Source organism: Mycobacterium sp., from assembly GCF_036488105.1.
GTDB lineage: Bacteria > Actinomycetota > Actinomycetes > Mycobacteriales > Mycobacteriaceae > Mycobacterium.
In genome coordinates, this window is the sequence record NZ_DASXHW010000052.1 from 1 (window position 1) to 18,202 (window position 18,202).

General features: G+C 66.5%; 17 protein-coding genes and 2 pseudogenes. 9 read left to right on the top strand and 10 right to left on the bottom strand.

Annotated features, from left to right (window positions below; genetic code table 11):
• Positions 1-229 (top strand): annotated as a pseudogene (locus tag VGH54_RS02690) (CDP-diacylglycerol--serine O-phosphatidyltransferase); the annotation flags it as partial.
• On the top strand, positions 226-2,385 hold the full coding sequence (locus tag VGH54_RS02695) for an AAA family ATPase (protein ID WP_331510393.1): 2,160 nt from the start codon (positions 226-228) through the stop codon (positions 2,383-2,385). The pseudogene VGH54_RS02690 and the gene VGH54_RS02695, both read left to right, overlap by 4 nt.
• A gap of 3 nt (positions 2,386-2,388) precedes the next feature.
• Here VGH54_RS02695 and VGH54_RS02700 read toward each other — a convergent pair whose 3' ends face one another.
• The 5 genes from VGH54_RS02700 to VGH54_RS02720 form a co-directional block, all read right to left on the bottom strand.
• Positions 2,389-2,850 carry a GNAT family N-acetyltransferase gene (locus tag VGH54_RS02700; RefSeq protein WP_331510394.1) on the bottom strand — a complete coding sequence of 154 codons (462 nt, stop codon included), beginning with the start codon at positions 2,848-2,850 and terminating at the stop codon, positions 2,389-2,391.
• Between the two features lie 90 nt (positions 2,851-2,940).
• The gene (locus VGH54_RS02705) at positions 2,941-3,702 is read right to left on the bottom strand and encodes a class I SAM-dependent methyltransferase (RefSeq protein WP_331510395.1); all 762 of its coding nucleotides are present in this window, start codon (positions 3,700-3,702) and stop codon (positions 2,941-2,943) included.
• Positions 3,699-4,694 (bottom strand): methylenetetrahydrofolate reductase, encoded by a 996-nt coding sequence (locus tag VGH54_RS02710; RefSeq protein WP_331510396.1) that lies wholly within the window; start codon positions 4,692-4,694, stop codon positions 3,699-3,701. The genes VGH54_RS02705 and VGH54_RS02710 overlap by 4 nt, the downstream gene beginning before the upstream one ends.
• Before the next feature lie 139 nt (positions 4,695-4,833).
• Positions 4,834-5,685: an SMP-30/gluconolactonase/LRE family protein gene (locus tag VGH54_RS02715; protein WP_331510397.1), complete on the bottom strand. Its 852-nt coding sequence runs from the start codon at positions 5,683-5,685 to the stop codon at positions 4,834-4,836.
• Entirely contained in the window at positions 5,682-6,506 is an 825-nt protein-coding gene (locus tag VGH54_RS02720) for an enoyl-CoA hydratase/isomerase family protein (protein ID WP_331510398.1), read from the bottom strand. Before VGH54_RS02720 ends, VGH54_RS02715 begins: the two co-directional genes overlap by 4 nt.
• 127 nt (positions 6,507-6,633) lie before the next feature.
• On the opposite strand from VGH54_RS02720, the gene VGH54_RS02725 reads away from it, so the two are divergent.
• Positions 6,634-7,527 carry an SAM-dependent methyltransferase gene (locus tag VGH54_RS02725; RefSeq protein WP_331510399.1) on the top strand — a complete coding sequence of 298 codons (894 nt, stop codon included), beginning with the start codon at positions 6,634-6,636 and terminating at the stop codon, positions 7,525-7,527.
• Between the two features lie 3 nt (positions 7,528-7,530).
• On the opposite strand, the gene VGH54_RS02730 is transcribed toward VGH54_RS02725, so the two are convergent.
• From VGH54_RS02730 to sodC, 3 genes are read right to left on the bottom strand one after another with little or no spacing between them, the layout of a single operon-like run.
• Complete coding sequence (locus tag VGH54_RS02730) at positions 7,531-8,187, bottom strand: LON peptidase substrate-binding domain-containing protein (RefSeq protein ID WP_331510400.1); 657 nt, start codon at positions 8,185-8,187, stop codon at positions 7,531-7,533.
• The gene (locus VGH54_RS02735) at positions 8,187-9,296 is read right to left on the bottom strand and encodes a glutamate--cysteine ligase (protein WP_331510408.1); all 1,110 of its coding nucleotides are present in this window, start codon (positions 9,294-9,296) and stop codon (positions 8,187-8,189) included. The genes VGH54_RS02730 and VGH54_RS02735 overlap by 1 nt, the downstream gene beginning before the upstream one ends.
• A 25-nt stretch (positions 9,297-9,321) precedes the next feature.
• Positions 9,322-10,023: a superoxide dismutase[Cu-Zn] gene (gene sodC, locus VGH54_RS02740; RefSeq protein WP_331510401.1), complete on the bottom strand. Its 702-nt coding sequence runs from the start codon at positions 10,021-10,023 to the stop codon at positions 9,322-9,324.
• Between the two features lie 376 nt (positions 10,024-10,399).
• Between sodC and VGH54_RS02745 the strand changes: the two genes are divergently transcribed.
• Entirely contained in the window at positions 10,400-10,960 is a 561-nt protein-coding gene (locus VGH54_RS02745; protein WP_331510402.1) for a hypothetical protein, read from the top strand.
• Between the two features lie 219 nt (positions 10,961-11,179).
• On the opposite strand, the gene VGH54_RS02750 is transcribed toward VGH54_RS02745, so the two are convergent.
• Positions 11,180-11,644 (bottom strand): LytR C-terminal domain-containing protein, encoded by a 465-nt coding sequence (locus tag VGH54_RS02750; RefSeq protein WP_331510403.1) that lies wholly within the window; start codon positions 11,642-11,644, stop codon positions 11,180-11,182.
• A 63-nt stretch (positions 11,645-11,707) separates the two neighbouring features.
• Positions 11,708-12,016 carry a DUF3263 domain-containing protein gene (locus tag VGH54_RS02755; protein ID WP_331510404.1) on the bottom strand — a complete coding sequence of 103 codons (309 nt, stop codon included), beginning with the start codon at positions 12,014-12,016 and terminating at the stop codon, positions 11,708-11,710.
• A gap of 180 nt (positions 12,017-12,196) precedes the next feature.
• Between VGH54_RS02755 and VGH54_RS02760 the strand changes: the two genes are divergently transcribed.
• From VGH54_RS02760 to VGH54_RS02780, 5 genes and pseudogenes are all read left to right on the top strand, one after another.
• On the top strand, positions 12,197-12,790 hold the full coding sequence (locus VGH54_RS02760) for a peptide deformylase (RefSeq protein WP_331510405.1): 594 nt from the start codon (positions 12,197-12,199) through the stop codon (positions 12,788-12,790).
• A complete protein-coding gene (locus VGH54_RS02765) occupies positions 12,790-13,671 on the top strand; it encodes an N-acetylglutamate synthase, CG3035 family (protein ID WP_331510406.1) in 882 nt (293 codons plus the stop codon). Before VGH54_RS02760 ends, VGH54_RS02765 begins: the two co-directional genes overlap by 1 nt.
• A 25-nt stretch (positions 13,672-13,696) precedes the next feature.
• A complete protein-coding gene (locus tag VGH54_RS02770; RefSeq protein WP_331510409.1) occupies positions 13,697-14,503 on the top strand; it encodes an exodeoxyribonuclease III in 807 nt (268 codons plus the stop codon).
• A 194-nt stretch (positions 14,504-14,697) separates the two neighbouring features.
• Positions 14,698-15,132 carry a hypothetical protein gene (locus VGH54_RS02775; RefSeq protein ID WP_331510407.1) on the top strand — a complete coding sequence of 145 codons (435 nt, stop codon included), beginning with the start codon at positions 14,698-14,700 and terminating at the stop codon, positions 15,130-15,132.
• A gap of 45 nt (positions 15,133-15,177) precedes the next feature.
• Positions 15,178-18,202: pseudogene (locus tag VGH54_RS02780) on the top strand (HAD-IC family P-type ATPase); the annotation flags it as partial.

Here is an 18,202-nt window from a genome sequence, read left to right on the forward strand (position 1 = left end):
GGCCGCCGCATTCCTGTTCCCCTACATCCTGATCATGGTGATGATCGCCGCCTACCTCTGCTACATCCCGTTCTCGGTGCGCAGCCATCACTGGCTGGCGGCACATCCCGAAGCGTGGGGCGAGAAACCCAAGCAGCGGCGCGCCACCCGGCGCGCGATCCGCCGGGCGCAGCCCAACCGCCGATCGATGGCGCGACTGGGACTGCGCAGGCCCACCGGCCGGACATGACGTCACCCGCCCGGCTCACCCTGACGGCTCGGCTGAACACCTCGGCCGTCGACTCTCGCCGCGGTGTGATCCGACTGCATCCTAATGCCATTGCCGCCCTTGGCATTCGGGAATGGGTCGCGGTGTCGCTGACCGAGGCGCGTACGACGACGGCGGTAGCGGGCGTGGCCGGCCCACAAACCCCGATCGGCACCGTGCTGCTCGACGACGTGACGCTGTCCAACGCGGGACTGAGCGAGGACACCGCGGTCATCGTCGCCGCGGCCACCGTGTACGGCGCCCGGTCGGTGACCCTGAGCGGCTCGACGTTGGCCAGCCAGTCGGTCCCGCCGACAACGCTACGACAAGCCCTGCTGGGCAAGGTGTTAACCGTCGGGGACGCGGTGTCCCTGCTGCCACGCGACCTGGGTCCAGGCACCTCCACGTCGGCGGCGACCCGTGCGCTGGCCTCGGCGGTGGGTATCAGTTGGACGTCGGAGCTGTTGACGGTCACCGGGGTCGACCCGACGGGGCCGGTGAGCGTGCAACCGAACTCGTTGGTGACGTGGGGAAACGGCGTTGCGGTCGACCGCGCGCCGCAGGCCGATCAGATCGAAGCCAAGGAGCTAGAGCTCACGGTAACCGACCTCAAGGGCGTCAGCGTACAGGCGGCCAAGCTGACCGAGTGGCTCAAGCTGGCACTCGACGAACCCCACCTGTTGCAAACCCTGGGCGCTACAACCAATTTGGGTGTGCTGGTGTCGGGTCCGGCCGGCGTCGGCAAGACCGCGCTGGTGCGCGCGGTGTGCGCAGGCCGACGGCTGGTTGAACTCGACAGCCCGGAAGTCGGTGCGCTGGCGGCCGAGGACCGTTTTCAGCGGGTGGCCGCGTCGGTCGCGAAGGTGCGCGACGGCGGCGGAGTGCTGCTGATCGCCGACGTCGACGCGCTGCTGCCGATCACCGCCGAGCCGGTTGCGACGCTGATCCTGGCCGAGTTGCGCAGAGCGGTCGCCGCCGCCAAGGTCGCGGTGATTGTCACATCGGCGGTGCCGGAGAACCTCGACCCGCGGCTGCGCGCCCCGGACCTGTGCGACCGCGAACTCGTCCTCAGCCTGCCCGACGCCCCGACCCGCATCGCGCTGCTGCAGAGCCTGCTGCATCAGGTGCCCACCGACGATCTTCAGCTGAGCGAGATCGCGGAGCGTACACCGGGTTTCGTGGTCGCCGACCTGGCCGCGCTGGTACGCGAGGCGGCGCTGCGCGCCGCCGCACGGGCCAGCTCCGACGGCAACTCACCGAAGCTGACTCAAGACGACTTGCTTGGCGCGCTCACGGTGATCCGGCCGTTGTCGCGGTCGGCAACCACGGAGGTGTCGGTCGGATCGATCACCCTCGACGATGTCGGCGACATGACCGCCACCAAGCAGGCGCTCACCGAAGCGGTGCTGTGGCCGCTGCAGCATCCCGACACGTTCGCCCGGCTCGGGGTCCAGCCGCCGCGCGGTGTGCTGCTCTACGGCCCGCCGGGCTGCGGCAAAACCTTCGTGGTCCGCGCATTGGCCAGCACCGGGCGGCTTTCGGTACACGCCGTCAAAGGGTCTGAGCTGATGGACAAGTGGGTCGGCTCCTCGGAGAAGGCGGTGCGCGAATTATTCAGCCGGGCAAGGGACTCTGCGCCGTCGCTGGTGTTCCTCGACGAGATCGACGCGTTGACGCCGCGGCGCGGGCAGAGCTTCGACTCCGGCGTCACCGACCGGGTGGTGGCGGCGCTGCTCACCGAGCTCGACGGCATCGAACCGCTGCGTGATGTCGTGGTGGTCGGCGCCACCAACCGGCCGGAACTGATCGACCCGGGACTGCTGCGCCCCGGCCGGCTGGAGAAGCTGGTGTTCGTCGAACCACCGGACGCACAAGCGCGAGCGGACATCCTGCGCACCGCGGCCAAGTCGATTCCGCTGCGCGACGTGGACCTGAACGCGTTGGCGGCCGACTTGGACGGGTACAGCGCCGCGGACTGCGTGGCGCTGTTGCGCGAGGCCGCACTAACCGCCATGCGGCGCTCGGTCGACGCCGCGGAGATCACCGCCGCCGACGTGGCGGCCGCCCGCGAAAACGTCCATCCTTCATTGGATCCCGCTCAGCTCGCCGCGCTGCGTGCCTTCGCCACCCAGCGCTGAGCGTTAGACAGAGCGATAGTAGTAAAAGCTGGGCTGATCTCGCCCGGCCTCGGTACTTGTGTAACCGTGACGCTCGTAGAACCGATGCGCGTCGGTGTCCGCGCCGTCGACCGCAATCTCGATCAACTGGCCGCCACGCTCACGGGTGAGCGATTCCACCGCGACCAAGAGCGCCGAGCCGAATCCGCGCCCGCGCGCCGCCGGTACGACGTAAAGCTCGTCGACGAGGACGATCGGGCCGTCGTACCACACGTTCGGGCGCAACGTCAGCAGCGCGACCCCAACGGCGGGATCTCCTGCAAGAAAAGCAATTACATCGCTACAGGCCAACAGGCTGTGCAATCGGGTGGTCAATACTTCGGGCCCCGGTGTGGGTGCGTGATATTCCCGGTTGAATGCGTCCAGCAACCGTGCCACCGTCTCGGCATCTGCTGGCGTCGTCGCTCGCGGTGCGGAGGAACTCATATGCGCGAGTATGGACGATCAGTCCCGCAGTTGCTTGGATGAAGCGGTGTACCGGCAGTGTCTGGCGTTGGCCGGGGGCCTCCGACCGCGCTACGGGGTCATATCATGCCGTAACGAAAGCAAATTCGGGACGATAGTGGATCTTTCGAGTAGCTGCGCGATGAGATCGGATTGATGTTCGGCTACTTGCCACTCACTCTCATCGGCGTGCCTAGCACGCAGTTCGGCCTCGACCCTCTCTACCCGCTGCCGCCACGGCGCCGGGGGATCCCACATGTCCGCGGCGCTGCACCAAGCGTCGACACGCAAACCCGCGCGATGCACCAAGTCCCTCAACAAATCAGCAGTCGGGAAGAAACTATCGTCGGGTTCGCCCGCGGGCGACAATTCCTGGGCCACTAAAACCAGCAACCCGATACGACCGGGCGGTCGCACGACGCGGCGAATCTCGCTCAGCAACTCCAGCTGTGCTTCGGTCGTACACAGCACGCCCAGAGCCCACGCGGCATCGAATGCCTCATCGGCGACGGGCAACGCCGATGCGTCAGCCTGCAGGGCCGGGAAACCGAATAGCACTCGCGCGGCGCGGCACCCGCCGGCTTGCGGCTCCACCAGCACCGGCCGGACACCACGCTGCGCCGCGTAAGCTGCCGGCCCGCCGACGCCGGCGCCGCAATCCAACAGCAGTTCACCTGCGCTGAGACCCAGTTGGTCGATAAGCCAGTCCAGGACCGCTGGACTTCCGCTACCCCGGCACCCGGCTGGGATATAAAACTCCTGACCCAGATCCGTGGCGACTTCTGCCGTCCATTCGGCCAGCGTGTCAAACTCGGCGTCCGCTGATTCGGTCACGTGCCACGCGCCGCCCGGATCCGAGCGGCGACCTCGGCCTTGATCTCCGCCCCGCGCCGCGTGCCGGACGCCGACGCCCGCCCAGACAAGTTGATGCCGTCAACACCTTTGATAGTCAATAACTTTCGTGCTTCACTGACTGCTGCCTCGATGCCGGCCTCGATCGGATCGGGCGCGTTGACCACCTGGTCAACCAGCGCGGCGTCCAGCTCCAGCCCGGGCAGACCCTGCAGCACGGCGGCCGAGACCACGTCGGTGAACACCGCGACCGAGGCCAGCACCGGAATGCGCAGCCCGGCCGCGCGCGCATCGTCCATGAATGCCGACAACGTCGACGCGGACGACACGTGATTGAGCACCGCCACACTCGCGCCGGCCCGCTGCTTCTCGACCAGCCGAGCCGCCCGAAGATGAGTCGGGGGCGCGGTCGGGGTCTCGGGGACGGCGGCGATCATGTCGAGCGACGCGGCCAGCGCAACCAGCCGCGGACCGTCCAGGTCGAAGGTTTGGGTGACGTCGGCCCGCACGTCGTAGCCGCGACCGTCGCCGGTTACGCAGAACACCGTCTTCGCGCCGGTGAAGTGCAGGCCCACCAACTCCTGCTCCAGCACAATGCGATTGCGGTCCCGGCAGGACAACGTGATCCAAGGCGTCACTCCCTCGTCGAGAATCAACCGGCTCATCAGGGTCGGCGGAAAGTCCGGCCGGTTCTGGTGATCGCCCACCAGCACGGCGTCGCAACTCGGCGCCAAGATGTTAGCGATCGCCGCAACATCGGCGGGGTCGAACGGCGCGCAGCTGAAATCGGTGAGGATGAGCGGCGCAGGCACCGGCGGCAGCTGCCTGATATCACCTGGCCATGGCACTACCTCATCAAAAGAGCATGGCCCCAAACGCATTTCACACTGACCATCGGGCTTGACACCACCGCACGGCCCGAACTGCATGCGCTTTGGACAATCGTGGCCGATCAACTCTTCACCGCCCGTCATCGGCGTCTCCCCACGAGCCGATAGCCGGTCAATTACCCGTAATCGATGGTCCGAAAACACGGCCACCCTTGACCGTGGTGGTTGACTGCCCTCTTGCGTTGGCGGAGCGTCGCCCTGGGCGTCGCTCTGGCCGAATTACTCACGTCCTGAGTCGGGCACCTTCCGGGTCGTCGTCGAACCGAATTCGTAGCAGCGACTGGCTTTGCGCGGCGGTTACGAAGAGTTCGTCGGACTGCTGCCCGCCGATGCAGATGTTGGTGGCCAGCGATCCGGCCGGTAGCCCGATCTCCCCGGCCCGCTCGCCAGAAACTCCGTCGATGATGCCGATCTTATCGCCGGCGGTCAGCGCCACCCAGTAGTCGCCGCGGGCGCTGACCGTCATCCCGTCCGGCCAGCCGTCGGTGAACGTGTGCACAAGTTCGGGCGAACGGTGTGCGGCAACGTCATAGGACAGCAGCTGTGACGACAATGTCGCTGTCACAAGCAATCTGGAGCCGTCGCGGGTGAACCCCAGCCCGTTGATGAATACCGGTCCGTCGTCGATGATCTGCCGGGTTTCACCGGAGTCGATATCGGTCGCGTACACGTGGCCCGGCAGCCCGGCGTCGGGCGTACCGATGTCGAACTCGCCGCGGGTGTCGGTGATCCATAGTCGCCCGTCCGGGCCGAACATCAGATCGTTCGGTGCGCCCAATCCCTCGACGAGGTATTCAACGTCGGTGCCGGTAATCACCTGTACGCCCGCCTCGGCGGGACCGCTTGCGCCCCAGGCTCCGCCGTTTTGCGCGACGTACAACCTGCCGTCCGCGCCGCATGCCAGGCCGTTGGGCCCGCCGCCGGTGTCGATGCGCTCATGAGGGCCGCCGGACGGGTCGACGACATAAACGCAGCCGTGGCTGATGGACGTGAGTGCCACCCGACCGTCGGGCAGCCACACCGGGCCTTCGGTGAACCCGAGGCCGTCGGCAATTACGTCGATGTGCACGGTCATTGCTCCGGTTCGGGCAGCGGAGCCCAGTCGGCCGAAAGTCGCGCGCTGAACTGCGGCGCCCGCCGCTCCAGGAAGGCACTGACGCCTTCGCGAGCATCGTCGGTTCCCATCACCCGATGGTGCAGCTGGGTTTCCAGCGAGGCGACCTGCCGCGGTGTGTAGCCGTTGATCGCGCTGTCCCACAGCAGCCGCTTGCACAGTGCCGCCGACATCGGCGCGACGTTGGTCGCGATATCGCGGGCAATGTCCATCGCCAGGTCGAGAACCTCCGCGGCGGGTAGCGCTCGGTTGGCGATACCCCACCCGACGGCCTCGCCGCCGCTGAAGGTTCGTCCGGTGAGCAGCACCTCGGCGGCCACCCCGAGGTTGGTCAGCTGCGCCAGTGTCCAATGCGACATGCAGTCCGGTATCACGCCCCGACGGACCTGCACCACACCGTATTTGGCGTCGTCGGCAACGATCCGCATGTCGGCCTGCAGCGCGATGGTCAACCCGATCCCGATCGCGTGACCGTTGACGGCGGCGATCACCGGTTTGCGCAATTCAAAGGCGGCCGGGTCGATCGGCGACGCGGAAAAAGCTCTGTCGTCGGGCGGGGAGTCGAACGGTGAGCTGCTGGCCGAGAAATCCGCACCGCCGCAAAATGCCCGTCCGGCGCCGGTGATCACGATGGCACGGACATTGTCGTCGTTGTCGCAGTCCCGGTATGCCGCGCTCAGCAGGGCGCCCATCTCGGCGGTGTAGGCGTTGAGATGTTCGGGCCGGTTCAGCGTGAGCACTGCCACGCCCGCATTGACATCCACTGCTACATCGGTGCTCATCGCACTCGAAGTACACCACGCCCACCCGCGGGCGCAGCGGATGGTTGGCAATTTAACTAGCCTGGGTATTACCGGACAGCGTAGCCGCCGCATTCAGTACTGCCCGACAGCGAAACGGACATTGGCCATGGTGCGAACCGACGACGACAGCTGGGACATCACCGAGAGCGTCGGCGCGACGGCGCTGGGCGTAGCCATGGCGCGGGCCGCTGAATCCGATTGCGATTGCCCGCTCTTCACCGACCGGTATGCGCAACCTTTCGTCGACGCCGCCGTCGAGCGTGGCTGGGATTCCTCGGTGATCGGCGCGCGACTGCCGATGATCAAGGGCTACGCCGCGGTGCGCACCAAATGGTTCGACGAGTATTTCATCGCCGCCGGCGCCAACGGTATCGACCAGGCCGTGATTCTGGCCGCGGGTCTGGACGCCCGTGCCTGGCGGCTGCCGTGGGTCACGGGCAGCGCCATCTACGAAATCGACCAGCCGCAGGTATTGGCGTTCAAGGCCGACGTGCTGACTGCGCGCGGCGCTAAACCGGTCAGCAGTTATCAGACCGTGCCGACTGATCTGCGAGCCGATTGGCCAACGGCCCTGCGCGAGGCGGGGTTTGATCCGTCGACGCCCACCGCCTGGTCCGCCGAGGGGCTGCTGCCGTACCTGTCGGCAGCCGACCAGGATCTGTTGTTCGAGCGGATCGTGGAACTCAGCGCCACCGGCAGTCGCATCGCGGTCGAGGCCCTGAGCTCGCGCTACTTCGACCCCGACTACCTCGAGCGTCGTCGTCAATATTTGCGCGGTGTCCAAGAAGACACCGCCCCGGACACTCCTGAGCTGTGGTTCATCGAGGAGCGCACGGATCTTCGGCATTGGCTCACTGAACGCGGTTGGGCGGTCACGGCGATCGAGGCGCTGAACCTGATGCAGCGTTACGACCGGCCGCCCGATGGCGACCTCAAGGATGTGGCTCCGCGCAGCGTATTCATCGAAGGCCGACTGCACACCCCGCGCCGGCCCATCTGAGCGCTACTGCGAAAGCTGGAACTCGATCACCGCGGCGACGGAATCCACGGCCTCGCTCAGCGCCGCCAACCGATCGGCGGCTGTCGGTGCGGCCAGTATGGAGTAGCGGTCGGCCGGCCCGATCGGAATGCGAGAGGCCAACGCGTACAGCCGTTCTCCGGGCTCATCGGTGTCGGTGGGGACGCCGAGCACTTCTTCTCGATCCGGCACCGGCAAATCGCGGGCGTTGGCGATGCGCTCGAACAGCCCCATCATCCGGTCTTCGAGCTCCTCCAGTTGGCCGGCGCTCACCGGTTTGCCGGGTTCGTCCGGCCACTCCTCGACGACGGCCCGCGGGTACGGGTCATCGGGCAGCCACTCGCACACCTTGATCCGTTCGGACGTCCGGCAGCGCAGCATGAACCTCTCGGAGCCGGCGATCTCGACGCATTCGGTGATCATGGCCACCGTCCCGACATCGCAGCGCACGTCGCCGCCACCGACCTCACGACCCTGCGAGATCAGCACCACACCGAACCTAGGGTTGTTGTCGCGCATACAGTCGCGCACCAACTCGGCATACCGTGGCTCGAAGATCTGCAGCGGCAGATCCTCACCGGGCAGGAATGCCGACTGCAGCGGAAACATTGCCAGACCGCCGAATTCGGCTGGAGCTTCCATCAGATCTCCAACTCGCCGACCAGCGCATCGACCACCGCGCGCAGATCTCCGTCGTGTTCCTCGGCTACTCGACGCTGCCGTTGATACGACGCTCCGCGCTTGGGAATGTCGGCCACCGCGGCCAGCTCGTCGGCGCAATCCAGGGATTTGGCAACGGGTTCCAGTCGTGTCAGCACATCGTCGAGGTCTTCGGTGACCAAGCGTTCGTTGCTGTCGGCATCGAGGATGATGATCGCGTCCAACCCGTAACGGGCGGCGCGCCACTTGTTTTCCTGGTTGTGCCACGGCGGAATGCTCGGCAAGTCTTCACCGGCATCGAGTCGACGCTCGAGATCGACCACCAGGCAGTGCGTCAACGCGACTAGCGCGCCGAGCTCGCGAACATTGGACACGCCGTCGCAGATCCGCACCTCGAGGGTTCCGTTATGTGGTGAGGGCCGGACGTCCCAACGCACCTCGTTGACGTCCTCGATGATGCCCGTTTTTTTCTGATCGTGGACGAAACCCTCGAATTGACTCCACTTTTCGAACTGAAACGGTAGTCCGGCGGTGGGCAGCTGCTGAAACATCATCGCCCTGTTGCTGGCATATCCGGTGTCATCGCCCACCCACCACGGGGACGACCCGGAGAGCGCCAGCAGATGCGGATACCAGTTGAGCAACGACGACATGACCGGCATGACCTTGTCCGGGGACGAAACCCCGACGTGCACGTGCACTCCCCAGATGAGCATCTGGCGGCCCCACCACTGAGTGCGCTTGATCAGCTCGGCATATCGCGGTGCATCAGTGAGTTTCTGGGACGACCAGCTCGCGAACGGATGGGTGCCTGCGCCGAACAGCTCCATGCCGCGCTGCCGAACGATCGGCAGGACGGCGCTCAGTGTGGACTGAAGATCCTCCATCGCCTGCGCCGTGCAGTCGCAGATACCGGTGACGACTTCGACGGTGTTGCGCAGCAATTCCTTGTGCACACGGGGGTTTTCGCCGATCTCGGCGAACACTGCGGTGGCTTCGTTACTCAGGTCGCGCGTCTGGGCGTCGACGAGCGCGAACTCCCATTCGACTCCAAGTGTCGGGCGAGGTGAGGACGCGAAGTTCACCCTGATAGCGGTACCCCCGTCCGACGAGTCACTAACCGGATCCGATTACGCCGCACGCCACCCGCTTACCGGCGTCACCGGTCATCATGGTCGTCTGGTCGGGCCCTGGGGCACCGTTGACCTGGTTGTAGCGATCAGCCGGGATGTTGCCGAAATTGTCAGCGCCGGCGTGGATGACGATCGCGGTGCCCGCGCCGGCCAACAGGTCAGCCTTGGTGAACCCGTCGGTGGTGGTCTCGAGCAACGCCCCACCATCCTTGCGGACCTGCAGCGAGGTCAAGTCTCCGCTTCCGTGCTCGTGACCGGGCGCCATGAAGTGCCCGCCGGCGGATAAGAAATCGCCGGGCTCGCCCCCGGTCGGCGCTACCGAGTTGGCCTCGCACTTGCCCACCGAGTGGATGTGGACACCGTGGAAACCGGGACTCAGCTGGCCCGTTCCGGTGGTCTCGATGGTGATCGTCACGTAAGCCGGGTTGAACTCGAACTTCGCCGTGGCGATCTTGGTGCCGGTCGGTCCGTTCAGCTGCGTGGTCAGGCTGTCCGTTCCGCCCTGGTGACCGGTCGGCTCGGCACTCGAAGGCGCCGGTGAGCCGGTCCAGATCGGCGGCTGAGTGCCGGGCGAAGTCGCCGGCGGTTGATTCGGCTTGCACGCGCTCATCAGCGCGACGGAAGCGACGAGCGGAACCAGTGCGGTGGCGGCGGCAAAGTTGCGGCCGCTGGCGGACTTAAGCATGGGGAGAGCCTATCCCGATGACGATGCGGGTCGGAACGACCCGCGGAGGAGTGGGATCAGCAGGCTCAGCCCGATCATGTGGCGGGATCAGCCGACGGTTGTATTCGGCTAATCGGTGACATCACCTCGTGAAGACGTTCTGGGGCTGGCGTGATCAGCAAGTGCCCGACGGCACGGTCATCAGCCTGAGATACATCCCCTCGGCGGGGACTCCGCAGGATTGAATCCTGCCGCGGGCACTGCGGGGGGCACTTCAGACGCTATTTTTGCTTGCAGCTCGGCGTAATCCATCGTTATTCATCGCCTATGGCCCGGTCCAGTGGCTCGGCAACCAGCTTGTGCGTTTTCGCGGGAGCGCTGCGGGTAATCTCCCGGGGTGCGGGCGGAATCTGTAATTGCGGCAGCCGCGATGGCCGTGGCCATTTCCGCATGCTCATGTCCCACCGGTTCGGCCGACCCCGCGTCCGAGAGTTCACCGTTCCCGATCGGTCAGATGGGCGTGCCCGTGCATGCGCGGGCGGCCGACGGCGCGACCGCCGACATCACGGTCGATAGTGCAACGTGGTTACCGCCGGGGTGCGCCTCTCATTTTGCGAATCCGACGTATGGCTCCGCATGCAACGTGGTGGAACTGACTATCACCGGGACGTCCGAGCGGTTCTTCGAGTTCAACCATTTGTATATCTTTGCCGGATACGGCGGCGGCAATCAGCCATGGACCCATCCCGACGATGCACCCCAGCCCTCAACGCTTGCGGTCGACTATCAGAGGCTCCAGAAGATGCCGCCGCTTCAAGCGGGCGGCCTTCACGACGGGCAGACCGCACATGGATTCGTCGGCTTCGCTATGCCGACGGGAGGCGACCTCTACATCACGATCAACGATCCCGAGCAACCGGCTCCCTACACCGAAGCGGGCTGGACCGTCCACACCTGAGGCGGCCACCGCAGAGGTGCCCGGACGGTCATCCTTTCCCTCGCCGTGGCCCCGTGATGGACAGTGCCGCCCAGAGAACCGCCCTGACGCGGAAGCTCACCCCAGGCAGCGCGCTACTCTTCCCCAGCCTCTGCGTACCGACCGGTGACCCGGTGAGGAACTTGGCGATCTCCCGGAACGAATCGCGACACGGTTCGACGAAGTGATAGAAGGTGTGCCCTAACCCGTTACCACAACGATCACGCCGGGCGGCTGGTCGGCGACTTCTTTTGTCCGCGGCGCAACATCCGCTTTGAGCAGCTGGCCCACGGCATCGGCGGTTTCGTGCTCTCCGGGCGCGTCGGTGAAGTAGACCGTGGTTTTCGAGACATCGGGCAACGTCATGTTGTCGACCTTGGTGACGTTGAAACCACCCTGCTTGATCTGGTCGGCGGCCTTCCCGGCGACACCCTTGGAGCTGGAGATGTTGAAGACGAGCACGTCGGCCTTTGGCGCGGGCTTCGCCGAGGTCTTCGACGCCGCTGCGCTGGTCGTGACGCTGGCGACCGACGAATCGTCGTCGGTGTTACTGCCCGATCCCATGGCCTGAAACCCGACTAGCAAAAAGATGACACCGAGGAACAACAGCACCATGACCATGGCCCGCAGTGGGAGGCCGGTCGAGTCGGGAACGCGCTCATTCATTGACGTCACTGTATCGAGAGGTGGGCCAAAGCCCACAGCGACGCCCTGTGAGCAGGCAAAATCTTAGGTGAGCTCGAAGCCCAGTCGCCGGGCCGCCCGCGCCTTCTGCCGACTGGCCCGCAGCCGCCGGAGTCGTTTCACCAGCATGGGATCGGCAGCTAACGCCTCGGGCCGGTCGACCAACGCATTGAGCACCCGGTAGTAGTTAGGGGCCGACATTCCGAAGAGCTCTTTGATGGCCTCCTCTTTAGCGCCGGCGTATTTCCACCATTGGCGTTCGAAAGCCAAAATGTCGTGTTCGCGGCGAGTCAACCCATCGGCGAGTTCAGAGTCGTTCCCCGATCGATTAGCCCGCGCCATAGCGCTGTCCATATCGCTTCCTCGACCCTTTCGGCAAAATCTCGAATGCTCGCTGCTCCGGCGATTATTCAACCACGTCGACAACTGTTGACCTGGAAGCCAGACCCGCGAGTCGGCTGACTACGTGAGGTTGCCTGTCCCGCGTCGACTCCGCAACCGGAGCAGGTGGACTCTGGCTTAAGCTTTCCGGCCATGGCAGTCGTACCCATTCGCATCGTGGGAGATCCCGTATTGCACACCCCCACCGCGCCGGTGCCGGTGGCGGCGGACGGTTCGCTGCCGGCCGACCTGGCCGATCTGATCACGAATCTCTACGACACCATGGATGCCGCCTACGGGGTCGGCCTGGCGGCCAACCAGATCGGTGTGGGTCTTCGGGTGTTCGTCTACGACTGCGCCGACGAGCGGGGGGAGTCGGCGCGGCGCCGCGGAGTCGTGGTCAACCCGGTGCTGGAAACTTCCGAGGTCCCCGAGACCATGCCCGATCCCGAGGACGACGACGAGGGGTGCCTCTCGGTGCCGGGTGAGTCGTTTCCAACCGGGCGGGCGAAGTGGGCCAAGGTCACCGGCCTCGACGCCGACGGCAACGCGATAAACATCGAGGGCTCAGGGTTGTTCGCACGGATGCTCCAACACGAAACCGGGCACTTGGACGGCCTCTTGTACCTGGACCGCTTGATCGGACGACACGCGCGCTCGGCCAAGCGAGCGGTCAAATCGCACGGCTGGGGCGTTCCCGGGTTGTCGTGGACGCCGGGCGAAGGGCCGGATCCGTTCGGTCACTGATGGTTTCGTGGCCCGAGCTCGGAACCAGGGTGACGGTCCGCTACCGCCGACCCGAGGGCTCGGTCCCACCGCTGACCGATGTCATCGGCCATCTACTCGCCACCGCACCGCTCGTCCGCGTCCGGACGAAGACGGGCGCAGTGGTGCAGTTCGCACCCGAGAACGCGGTCGCCTTGCGGACCCTCAGCGATGTCCCGGTGCGCGCGTCGGAGATCCGCGCGCTCGAGCATGCCGCCGCGCTGGCCTGGCCGGGTGTTGAGCAGCACTGGCTGGACGGCTGGCTGCTGCGCGCCGGACACGGTGTCACATACTGCGCCAATTCCGCTGTCCCACTGGCGAACTCAGCAGGCCAAGCGGCGATCCCGGCGATCGTCGACTGGTACCGAAGCCGCAACCTGACCCCGCGGCTGGCTATCGCCGATCGCCTACTGCGGCTATCCGGTGCGGGCGAGCACGCCAATCGGGTGCTGGTGCGCGACCTGCGCGCTGACCAGCCAGATCCGTCGGTCCGGCTGTCGGCCCGGCCCGACGACGCGTGGTTTCGGCTCTGCCAGTGCGAGATTCCGGTCGATGTATTGACGGCGGTGGTCGACGGCGAGCTGGTTTTCGGCACGCACGCGGACGGGGCGGTTGCGCGTGCAGCGGTCACCGATGCTCCGGACGGCACCCGCTGGGTGGGCTTGTCGACGGTGTGGGTGGCAGACCTGAACTCCGACGCGGGAGGCGTGCTGTGCGAGGCACTGCTGGCCTGGGGCGCATCGCGCGGCGCCACCCGTGGCTATCTCCGGATTCACGACGACAATCACGCGACGGCCGACTTGGCCAGGTCGCTGGGCTTCGTCCTGCACCACCGCGCGCGCTACGTCACGCCAACCACGTAGGGTCGTCGCCATGCCCGACGGCATGCTGCGGATAGCCACCTGGAACGTGAACTCGATTCGCACCCGGCTGGATCGTGTGCTCGATTGGCTGGAGCGCGCCGAGGTCGACGTGCTCGCTATGCAGGAAACCAAGTGCTCCGACCAACAGTTCCCGGCCATGCCGTTCCTGGAGCGTGGCTACGAAACGGCGCACTGCGGTTTCAACCAGTGGAACGGCGTGGCGATCGCATCGCGAGTCGGCCTGAACAACGTCGAAGTAGGCTTCGACGGCCAACCCACCTGGAGCAGCAAGCCCGACGCCGCTGCCGCGGCCGAAGCCCGCGCGCTGGCCGCCACCTGCGCCGGAGTGCGGGTGTGGAGTCTGTACGTGCCCAACGGCCGCGCCCTGGACGACCCGCACTACACATATAAACTGAGTTGGCTTGCCGCACTGCGTGATACCGCGTCCGGCTGGCTCCGCGACGATCCATCGGCGCAGATTGCATTAGTCGGTGACTGGAATATCGCTCCCACCGACGACGACATCTGGAGCGTGGAATTCTTCGAGGGCGCCACTCACGTCTCCGAACCTGAGCGCAAAGCGTTCGACGCGATCGTCGACGCCCAATTTTCAGACGTAGTAAGGCCTTTCACCCCCGGCCCGGGCGTCTATACCTATTGGGACTACACCCAGTTGCGGTTCCCGAAGAAACAGGGGATGCGCATCGACTTCATCCTCGGCTCCCCCGCGTTCGCCGGCCGGGTTGCCGACGCCCAGATCGTTCGGGAAGAGCGGAAAGGAAAGGCACCCAGCGATCACGCCCCGGTGCTGGTGGATTTGCGTGGCGATTGACGCATGTAAAAACTGCGCTGCGGGTATTCATCTTCTGTTCATTTGCCAATCAAGGCCATAGGATTGCCCGATGCTGCGCAATATCGTGACGGTTCGATGAACCATTGGACTGTGCGCGTAAACGACCGCCGCCGACGTGGCCTGCAGCGGGTATTCGATTCACGGCCTCAAGAACCGACCATCAGGGAGTGATCATGGGTGTCGTTGACGGCGCCGTACGCAATGTAAGTCGAACGGTCGGCCGCGCCGCCGCAGCAACCACAGCGGCCGCGGGCGCAGTGGGTGGTGCCGCGGTCAATGGCGCCGTCGGCGCCGTAACCGGTGCCGCGACAGGTGTGCAGAAAGGCATCGACAAGGGCAGCCACTCGACGCCTGCGGCCGCGTTGACATTGGGCGCAATCGGGGTCGCCGGGCTGGTCGAGTGGCCGCTGTTGCTGGCCGTCGGCGGCGGTGCGCTGCTGCTACGCCGGCTGAACAGCTCGCACAACGACGGTCCGCGTATCGCGTCGGTTTCGTCGGTGAAGGCGGCTCCGGCCAAGTCGACCAGTTCCGCCAGGCCGCGCAAGACGCCGGCCAAGCGACCTGCGGCGCGGCAGGCCGGCGGCACCCAGTCACGTACCCGCCGTTGATTCTTGCGAGTAAGTAGCTTCGGATTGGTGCGAGCATCCTTCCCGCTGCGCGCGGTAACGCTGGGCTTGCAGGCGACCTCTGCGCTCGTTAGCGCCAGCGCGCAAACCGCGGCAAGCGCCGCAGGATCATTGGGCACGGTGGCCTCGACGGGTATGTCGATGGCCGTGATCCCGGTTCGCGAAGGCGTCAAGGCACTCTCGGAAGGGTTGCCCGCACCTACGCTGACCAGGCATAGCTGGCGCGGCAAGGGACGCGCGTGGGTGGAGGTCCGCGGCCTCGACGGCCCCGACGGCGCCGAACTCGGGCGCATGGTGGTCGACACCGTCCGCGCGCGTTCCGGGGTCAAAGCGGTCAGCGTGAACCGGCCGCTGTCGCGGATCGTGGTCACGCTCAACAACGATCAGATCTCGCTGCGCGACTTGTGCCGCGACGTCGACGAGGCCGAAAAGCGTTGGCGCGCAAGCGGTAGCGTCGATCTTCGGCGTAGCGACACCCGTCCGAAGCCACTGCCGGGCGACGGTCTGCTGCTGGCCACCAACGCGTTAGGGGTCGGCGCCACCGCCGTCGGTGTGAGCGCCGCGGTCGCCGGGCGGGTGCTGCGCTGGCCGCGCGTGTTCAGCGGTGTCGAGGCGATCGTGGTGGCCGTCGACTACCAGCCACGGCTGCGCAGCCTGCTGGAGGATCGCATCGGGCACTCGGCGACGGACTCGGTGCTGTCGGTCGCGATGGTCACGGCGCACGTCCTCGAGCTGTCGCCGGCGTCGCTGGCCGTCGACCTCGCGATGGAGACGTTGAAAGCTGCCGAATACCAGGCCGAGGCGCAAGCGTGGCGTCGTCACGAACCGGCGCTGGCCCGCCACGCCGAGCATTTGGAGGTCCACCCGCCGTCCCGCCCGGTGCCGCCGCCGGAAGGGCCGGTCGAGCAGCACGCACGGCGCAGCGCCTGGGTTCAGGTGATCGGCACGGCGGCCGTCGGGGCGTTCACTCGCAACCCCGAGATGGCCGCGACCGCGACGTTGGTCACCACCCCGAAAGCCACCCGCACCACACGGGAGTCCTTCGCCGCAGCGCTCGGCCAAGGGCTGGCCGACCAACATGCGGTGTTGGCGTTGCATCCGGAAAAGCTGCGTTGGCTGGACCGAGTCGATGCACTGCTGGTCGATCCGCGGGTGTTGTGCACCAACACCCTGCGAGTGGTCCGCGTCCGCGGGGCCGACGAAGACGAGCTGTCCCCCGCGTGGAACCGCGCCCAGTTGCTGCTGGAGAAAAAGGGCCTGCGCGTGGGCTGGCACCCGGTTCCCGGCTTGTCCGGCAAGGGATCTGACACCGTCGTCGAAGCGCTGATCGGCCCGACCCACGACCCGCTGGCCTCGGCCGTGCTGGCCGAGGCGCGTCGGGCCGGCCTGGAATTGATCTCCGTCGGCGTCGACGATCTCGGCGAACTGCAACCCGCCTTCGACGAGCTGAGGCCACTGCAGAGGGCGTCCATCGACGCTGCGCTCGCCGCGGCGCTGACCGATCTGCAGCAGTCGGGCCGCACCGTCGCCGCGGTGTCTTCGGCTGCTGCACAAGCACTTTCGTCGGCCGACGTCGGGCTGGGCGTAATGCCCAATTCCGACGGGGACCCGCCACCCTGGACGGCCGATCTGATCCTGAGCGACCTCGACGGCGTGTGGCGAATGCTGCACGCCGTCCCAGCCGCCAAATCGGCGAGCCGGCGCGGGATCGAGATCGCAACCGGCGCGACGGCATTGGGCGCGCTGCTGATGGTGCCCGGTGTGCGCGGGCGCGGGCCGGGCCCGGTGACGACCGGCGCGGGCGCCGGTCTGCTGTCGGGCTATCTGATGGCCCGCCGGGTGCTGCGCACACCGACCCCGCTGCCGGCGCCGATCCACGACTGGCACGCCATGTCTATCGCGCAGGTCCGCAAGATTTTGCCGCCGCCGGACGCCGAGCAGACGGTGGAGCCGCGGCACGGCATCGGCACCCGGGCAATGGAAACCGCCCAGCGCGGTGCCGAGCTGACCGGGCGCCCTCGGAAAGCGGTCTGGCATTTCCTCAAGGCGGTGCGCGCCGAACTGTCCGACCCGCTGACCCCGGTGCTGGCGCTCGGCTCGGCGGCCAGCGCGGTGCTGGGTTCGCCGGTCGACGCGGTGCTGGTCGGATCGGTGCTCACCGGGAACTCCATGCTGGCGGCCAGTCAGCGGCTGCGCGCCGAAAGCCGGTTGAACGAGCTGCTGGCTCAACAGATTCCATCGGCCCGGAAAGTGACGTTCGGCTCGGACGGGTCGCCGGTCTACACCGATGTGAAGGCGGCGCAACTGCGGCCCGGTGATGTGATCGAGGTGCGCACCCACGAAGTGGTGCCCGCCGACGCGCGGCTGATCGAGGAAGAGGACCTCGGGTCGACGAATCCACGCTGACCGGTGAGTCGCTGCCGGTGGAGAAGCAGATCGAGCCCACACCGGGCGCCGATCTGGCCGAGCGCCGCAGCATGCTCTATGGCGGGACCACCATCGTGGCGGGCACCGCGATAGCGCTGGTGACCGCCGTCGGCGCCGATACCCAGGCGCGCCGCGCCGCCGAGCTGGTATCCAGCGAGCTTCCCCAGATCGGACTCGAACATCAGCTCAGCCAACTGACCAACCGGGCCTTCCCGGTCAGCGTGACCGGGGGGCTCCTGGTCAGCGGCCTTGGCCTGTTGCGCAGCAAGGGTATCCGTCAAGCCGTGTCCAGCGGCATCGCGATCACGGTCGCGGCGGTGCCGGAGGGGATGCCGCTGGTGGCGACCCTCGCGCAGGCGGCATCGGCTCGACGGCTGACGAATTACGGTGCGCTGGTTCGTGTCCCGCGATCTGTGGAGGCGTTGGGTCGCATTGACGTGGTGTGCTTCGACAAGACCGGGACGCTGTCCGAAAACCGTCTGCGAGTATCGCAAGTGCATCCCGCGGCGAGCTATTCACGCGAAGACGTGTTGCGCTTCGCGGCGCTCGCCGCACCCGACGCCAACGGCGGACCGCAGGTGCACGCGACCGACCGCGCGATCATCGAGGCCGCGCAGTCGGTCAA